Source organism: Saccharomonospora iraqiensis subsp. paurometabolica YIM 90007, from assembly GCF_000231035.2.
Classification (GTDB): domain Bacteria; phylum Actinomycetota; class Actinomycetes; order Mycobacteriales; family Pseudonocardiaceae; genus Saccharomonospora; species Saccharomonospora paurometabolica.
Genome location: NZ_KI912258.1, coordinates 89,527 through 96,303, shown reverse-complemented (window position 1 = coordinate 96,303; position 6,777 = coordinate 89,527). Strand labels below are relative to the sequence as shown.

6 protein-coding genes and 1 pseudogene are annotated in these 6,777 nt (G+C 70.6%); 4 read left to right on the top strand and 3 right to left on the bottom strand.

Annotated elements, in window-relative coordinates:
• Positions 1–180 (bottom strand): annotated as a pseudogene (locus tag SACPADRAFT_RS33300) (oxidoreductase); the annotation flags it as partial.
• A gap of 304 nt (positions 181–484) precedes the next feature.
• Between SACPADRAFT_RS33300 and acs the strand changes: the two are divergent.
• The gene (gene acs / locus SACPADRAFT_RS0219690; RefSeq protein ID WP_007025877.1) at positions 485–2,467 is read left to right on the top strand and encodes an acetate--CoA ligase; all 1,983 of its coding nucleotides are present in this window, start codon (positions 485–487) and stop codon (positions 2,465–2,467) included.
• Positions 2,468–2,608: 141 nt separating this feature from the next.
• On the opposite strand, the gene SACPADRAFT_RS0219685 is transcribed toward acs, so the two are convergent.
• Together SACPADRAFT_RS0219685 and SACPADRAFT_RS0219680 are read right to left on the bottom strand one after the other, a co-directional pair.
• The gene (locus tag SACPADRAFT_RS0219685; RefSeq protein ID WP_007025878.1) at positions 2,609–3,409 is read right to left on the bottom strand and encodes a choice-of-anchor P family protein; all 801 of its coding nucleotides are present in this window, start codon (positions 3,407–3,409) and stop codon (positions 2,609–2,611) included.
• Between the two features lie 63 nt (positions 3,410–3,472).
• Positions 3,473–4,234 carry a L,D-transpeptidase gene (locus SACPADRAFT_RS0219680; protein ID WP_028662614.1) on the bottom strand — a complete coding sequence of 254 codons (762 nt, stop codon included), beginning with the start codon at positions 4,232–4,234 and terminating at the stop codon, positions 3,473–3,475.
• 653 nt (positions 4,235–4,887) lie between these two features.
• Here SACPADRAFT_RS0219680 and SACPADRAFT_RS0219675 point away from each other — a divergent pair.
• From SACPADRAFT_RS0219675 to SACPADRAFT_RS28855, 3 genes are all read left to right on the top strand, one after another.
• Positions 4,888–5,379 carry a DUF6319 family protein gene (locus tag SACPADRAFT_RS0219675; RefSeq protein ID WP_007025880.1) on the top strand — a complete coding sequence of 164 codons (492 nt, stop codon included), beginning with the start codon at positions 4,888–4,890 and terminating at the stop codon, positions 5,377–5,379.
• A gap of 82 nt (positions 5,380–5,461) precedes the next feature.
• Entirely contained in the window at positions 5,462–6,190 is a 729-nt protein-coding gene (locus SACPADRAFT_RS0219670; RefSeq protein ID WP_007025881.1) for a VIT1/CCC1 transporter family protein, read from the top strand.
• A 47-nt stretch (positions 6,191–6,237) separates the two neighbouring features.
• Positions 6,238–6,777 (top strand): phage holin family protein (locus SACPADRAFT_RS28855; RefSeq protein ID WP_007025882.1); only part of this gene is annotated, 540 nt, incomplete at its 3' end.

The window sequence follows — 6,777 nt, the reverse complement described above, 5'->3', positions numbered from 1 at the left end:
CGCCGCCCGCACCGACGCCTCGGCCGCCGTGGCGGAGCCACCGCGCAGGTTCGCCGGGTGCCGGTGTACGCCGAACACGGCCTCGCGCGCGCTGTCCGCCGCCTCGGCGACGCCGTCCAGTTCCATCAGCGGGGCGAGCGGATCGGCGGAGGGCTGGTGCTGCGTCATGCCCGCGAGCATAGGCAGCGCCCGGCTGCCTCCGGTCGGCGGCGGTGCCGGTGTGTGCCCTCGGTCGCCGTCGGTACCCGCACCCGGGCCGTTCCCGGGCTCCGTACCCGGGTTCCGCCGGGCACGCGGACCGCGCCGTGGGCACGACGGCGTTCGTATACCGCTCGTCAGCCGCTCGTCCGGCGTCACTTGTCGACCGTCGTGGCGTGGCTGCACTCTTGTGAGATGCGGTACTAACGTCGCCACCGGCGTGCGTGCGCGGAGCCCTCCGCGTGCGCGGACCCTGTATGTCGGACCTGGAAGAGGACTCGCAACCATGACAGAGCAGTCACCGGCACTCGACAACCTCCTGACCGAGAGCCGTACGTTCCCGCCGGGCGACGAATTCGCCTCGCGGGCGAACGTCACCGGGCAGGCCTACACCGAGGCCGATGCGGACCGGGAGGCCTTCTGGGCCCGGCAGGCCGAGCGCCTGCACTGGGAGACGACGTGGTCACAGGTACTCGACTGGTCCGACGCCCCGTTCGCGAAGTGGTTCGTCGGCGGCAGGCTCAACGTCGCCTACAATTGCGTCGACCGGCACGTCGAGAACGGGTACGGCGACCAGGTGGCCATCCACTGGGTCGGCGAGCCGGGCGACACCCGGGACATCACCTACGCCGAGCTGCAGGCGGAGGTCAGCCGCGCCGCGAACGCGCTGACCTCGCTCGGCGTCGACGCGCACGACCGGGTGGCCATCCAGCTCCAGATGATCCCCGAGGCGATCGTGGCGATGCTGGCCTGCGCCCGGATCGGCGCGCTGCACAGTGTCGTCTTCGGTGGGTTCTCCCCGACCGCGCTGCGCTCCCGGGTGGACGACGCCCGGGCGAAGGTGGTGATCACGTCGGACGGCCAGTACCGCCGGGGCAAGGCCGCGCCGATGAAGGCCAACGTGGACGACGCGCTGGCCGGCGCGGAGAGCGTGGAGAAGGTGCTCGTGGTGCGCCGCACCGGCGAGGAGGACGTCCCCTGGACCGAGGGGCGGGACCTGTGGTGGCACGAGCTGCTGGACGCGCAGTCCGATCAGCACACCCCGGAGGCGTTCGACTCCGAGCACCCGCTCTACATCCTCTACACCTCCGGAACGACCGGGAAGCCGAAGGGCATCCTGCACACCTCCGGCGGCTACCTGACCCAGGCCGCCTACACGCACGACGCGGTGTTCGACCACAAGCCCGGTGAGGACGTCTACTGGTGCACCGCCGACATCGGCTGGGTCACCGGGCACACGTACATCGTGTACGGACCACTGGCCAACCGCGCCACCCAGGTCGTCTACGAGGGCACGCCCAACACGCCGCACGAGGGCAGGCACTGGGAGATCGTGCAGAACTACGGGGTCAGCCTCTATTACACGGCGCCCACGCTGATCCGGACGTTCATGAAGTGGGGCGCCGACATCCCCGCGCAGTACGACCTGTCCTCGCTGCGGGTGCTCGGCTCGGTCGGTGAGCCCATCAACCCCGAGGCGTGGATGTGGTACCGCGAGCACATCGGCGGAAACCGCTGCCCGATCGTGGACACCTGGTGGCAGACCGAGACCGGTGCGATCATGATCTCTCCGCTGCCCGGGGTGACCCACGCCAAGCCGGGCTCGGCCCAGCGCCCGCTGCCCGGGATCTCCGCCAAGGTCGTCGACGACCACGGTGCCGAGGTCGGCAGGGGCGGAGGCGGCTACCTGGTGCTGGACAAGCCGTGGCCCGCCATGCTGCGCGGCATCTGGGGCGACGACGAGCGCTACCGCGAGACCTACTGGTCGCGCTTCGCCGAGCACGGCTTCTACTTCGCCGGGGACGGCGCCAAGTACGACACCGACGGCGACATCTGGCTGCTCGGCCGGGTGGACGACGTGATGAACATCTCCGGGCACCGCATCTCCACCACGGAGGTCGAGTCCGCGCTGGTCTCGCACCCGAGCGTCGCCGAGGCCGCCGTCGTGGGCGCCACGGACCCGACCACGGGTCAGGGCATCGTCGCGTTCGTCATCCTGCGCGGCGGGGTGGCCGAGGACGACGCGGGCGGGGCCGAGGCCATCCAGGCGCTGCGGGACCACGTCGCCGCGGAGATCGGCCCGATCGCCAAGCCCCGGCAGATCATGGTGGTTCCCGAACTGCCGAAGACCCGCTCCGGCAAGATCATGCGCAGGCTGCTGCGGGACGTCGCGGAGAACCGGGAGGTCGGGGACGTGACGACGCTGGCGGACAGCTCCGTCATGGACCTCATCTCCAGCGGGCTGAAGTCCGGCGCGGACGACGAGTGAGCGTCGGGTCCGGTCCGGCCCGCACGGGTGCGGGCCGGACCCACGCGACGGACACGACAAAACGGCCCCCATCCGCTCGGGATGGGGGCCGCTTTGTCAGCTGTGCCGGTGTTCACCGGCGTGCCGGTCTCGACCGTCAGGTCAGCCGGTCACCTCGAGGTTGCCCGGCTGCGGGGTCGGCTTCGGGGCCTTGCCGTCGTCGCCGGCCTCGTCGCCGTCGTCGGCGCCGTTGTCGTCGTCGCCGTTGTCGTCGTCGCCGCCGTTGTTGCCGTCACCCGGGTCGGTCGGCTCGGTCGGCTCCGTCGGGTCCGTCGGCTCGGTCGGGTCCGTCGGCTCCTCGTCGTCGCCCTCGTCGCTCATCGCGCAGGTGGCCTGGGAGATGTCCAGGGTCTGCGTGCTGTTGAGCAGGTCGACGGCGATCGCGGTGACGGTGGTGGAGCCGTCCTCGTTCTCCACCTGCTTGTTCAGCGTCAGCCGCGCGATGCCCTGCAGCGGGTCCGGGATGATCTCGGTGTTCGGCTTGAGCTGGTCGATCGCGATCTTCTCGGTGCCGACCTGGAGGTCCACCAGCGAGGTCCGGGCCTCACCGTCCACGCACTCGGCCTTGATCAGCGAGGCGTTGATCAGCGGAGCGGCGGGCAGGTTGACGCCCACGTCCGCGGTGCTCGCGCTGGCGAAGCCGTCGTCGGCGGCGGCGTTGAACACACCGGCGGACAGGATCGCCTGGTCGCCGGGGGGCAGCTCGGTGTAGACCAGGTGGTCCTTGCCCTCACCCTGCACGTGCGGGATCTTGCTGACGTTCAGCAGGCCCTCCGCGCCCAGCGCGAAGGCCGAGTCCTGGACCGGCTCCTGGGCGGTGGCGACGGGGGTGAACGCGACACCGCCGGCGACGAGCGCGGACAGGACGGTGGCGCCGACGGCCGTCGTCTTCTTCTTCGACAAGGGAATACCTTTCGTATCAGTGGGAACTGGGTCGTGCGGTGTTACGGAGGACCGTTCGGCCGATCAGGTGATGTTGACCATCGTGCCGAGCGGCAGTTCGGCGAGCGCATCGAGTCCGTTGTTGTCGATCCGGATGCACCCGTCGCTGGAGCGCTGACCGAAGACGCTGTCGTCCGGCCAGGTGTGGATCCCGACGGTGCCGGGGCCACCGCCGTAGGTCTCGTGCGAGCTGGAGTGGGCGCTCAACGGGAGGACGATGGGACTGTAGTCCTTCACCTGGTCCTGGATGGACGCGATGATGTAGGCACGTCCGGCCGGGGTCGGGTGTTCCTCCTTGCCGATGCCGACCGTGTACTCGCCGATCTGCTCGCCGCTCTCGACGATCTCGAGGGTGAAGGACTCCCGGTCCACATTGACCACGTAGTCGTTCTGCGCGGTCTCGACGTCGCTCTCGCCCGCCTTGATCCACCCGGCCGCACCGTTCGGCCTGGTGGGCAGCAGGACCTGTGCCCAGTCACCCTCACGCTCGATGACCGGGACCCACGTCGGGGACGAGATCTGCTGTTCCGGCAGACGCGCGAACGCCTCACCGTCGACCTCGTCGTAGATCTTCAGCTCGCGCTTGGGGTGGACCACCTCCCCGTCGGTGGACCCCTGGGGGTCCGGGTCCTCCGGGGCGTCGGCGAGAGTGCCGTAGGTGGTCGCCTCGGGGAGCTTGCCCGCGTCCCCGGAACCTCCCTCGGCGTCGGCGGCGTCCCCACCGCCACCACCACCGCAGGCGGACGCGAGCAGCGTCATCGTGGTCGCGGCCGCGGCTGCGACCACTTTGCGGGACGACGGCCTGCGGCCGGACCCGCGGGCCGGGCGCTCCCGGCGAATCTCGGTAGTTTCCATTTCCTGTCCCTGGGGCATAGATCAACTGGGCGAGGTGGACGCTATTAAAACAAAGCCCGTTTCCCCGGCCGACAGCAGGTTCCCTTTTCCGACAAAACTGCACGTGAGCCGAGGGAACCGCCGCCGAAGGCGGGCGGCACCTTCTCCCCGGCCGCCCGGCACCGTCCACACGGTGCCGGGCGGCCACGCCGCGATCCCCGGCGTGCCAGGGAGAAAAGTATGATCGTTGCGGAGGGCACGAGTGTTACCGAGGGTTTGTTCGAACCCCGACGAGCCCGCTCCGACAACCCCTGTGCGGCGCTCTCCGGAATTACTCTCGGCAGCCGGCACGCCGGCCCGGATGGCATCTCGCGCGATGTTTCACCCCTTCGAGTGGAACGGTGTAACGCGTGAAGGAGCAACATTCGGGGAAGAAATTCGTTTCACGAAGGTCTCGATACAGTTACGGGCGCAACCCCGGGCGATTCCGTTCGTCTTTTCTCCCGACGTGCCGCGGGCGGACCCGCCGGGCCCGCACTCGAACGCACGTTCTATCCTCACCGCTCGTATCGACATCCAGCCGCCTCAAGGAGACGACACCGACGATGACCGTTGATTCCGCTGGTTCCGCCACCCAGACGACGGACGAGAGCCCGCAGGTCCCGGCCGCCGACGACGGCCCGGCAGGCGAACCGGGACCGCAGGGACAGCCCGAGGACGGCGGCACGGAGGGCACGCCCGGCGACACCGGCGCGGCACCCGAGCAGGAGTCGTCCAAGGCCACGCGCGGGAAGGGCACCGGCAAGAGCAAGGCCGGCGCACGCAAGACGAGGACGGTCGAGCTGACGCTGACCGTCACGGGCACGGCCGACGGCGAGTGGCAGGCCGAACTCAAGCACGGCAGCAAGTGGGTCGCCAAGGGACTGGACATCCCGGCCGCCGCCGTCTCCCGCGCGGCCCGCGAGCTGCACGAGGACCTCTCCGCGCCGATCGACGAGGTCATCGACGCCGCGCGGGAGCAGCAGCAGGCGAAGGTCGCCCAGCTCGAGGCCGAGCTGGAGCAGGCGCGGCAGGCGCTGGCCGACCTGGAGAGCTGACCCACCCGTCCGGACCACCGGGGCCGGAGGTCCGGACCCCGACGCACCGTCCGTGTTGCCCCGCCGCGGGCGGTGCGTTGGGATGGACGGGGTGAGCGATGCCGGACACCCGCACCCGGACGAACCGCACCACCACGACGTCGGTGGCAAGCTGAACTGGTTGCGCGCGGGAGTGCTCGGCGCCAACGACGGCATCGTCTCCACCGCCGGACTCGTGGTGGGGGTCGCCGGCGCCACCACCGACCGCACCGCTCTGTTGCTCGCGGGCATCGCGGGCCTGGTCGCCGGCGCACTGTCGATGGCGGGCGGCGAGTACGTCTCCGTGTCCACCCAACGGGACACCGAACGCGCCCTGCTCCGGCTCGAACGGCAGGAACTGCGCACGATGCCCGACGAGGAGGAGCGCGAGCTCGCCGGTATCTACGAGCGCAAGGGCCTGTCGCGGAAGCTGGCCGCCGAGGTCGCCCGCGAACTCACCGCCCGGGATCCGTTGCGCGCCCACGCCGAGGCCGAACTGCAGATCGATCCCGACCAGCTCACCAGCCCGTGGCAGGCCGCGGCCGCGTCGATGGTGTCGTTCACGGTGGGTGCGCTGCTGCCGTTGCTGGCGATCACCCTCACCCCGCTCCCGGTCCGGGTGCTCGCCACCGCCGGAGCCGTCGCCGTGGCCCTCGGCATCACGGGGTGGGTCAGTGCCCGCCTGGGCAACGCGGCCCCTACCCGCGCGGCGGTCCGCAACGTCGGGGTCGGGGCGCTGACGATGTCGGTGACGTACGTGGTCGGGCTGCTCTCCGGAACGGCGGTGGGCTGACCTCCCGTCCCGCGCCCGGCGCGCCCCCGGTTTGATCACGTGGCACGATGAGGCGCGTGAGCAGCCCCAAACACCACCCAGGTGACAGCGACGGGACGGGCGCCGTCCCGTACATCCCGCTGTCGTCGGACGACGGAACCGCCACCGACTCCGCGTCGATCGGCTCGCTGGTCCACGACGCGACCCAGCAGGTGTCCACGCTGGTCAGAGCCGAGGTCGAGCTCATCAAGGCCGAGGCCGTCGGCGAGGCGAAGAAGGCGTTCAAGGGCAGTGTCTTCTTCGTCGTGGCCGCGGTCATCGCGCTGTACAGCTCGTTCTTCCTGTTCTTCTTCCTCGGCGAACTGCTGGCGCAGTGGCTGCCGCGCTGGGCCGCGTTCGGCATCGTGTTCCTCGCGATGCTGGTGGTCGCGGGCGTGTTCGGTTACCTCGGCCTGCGCAAGGTCAAGCGGGTGCGCAAGCCGCAGCGCTCCCTCGACTCCCTCCGGGACACCGCCGAGACACTGCGGCACCGGGGGCACCCCGCGCACCCGGACGCCGACGCGGGTTCCGACGCCGAGGCCGCCGACCGCGCCTCCGCGGGCGGCAGG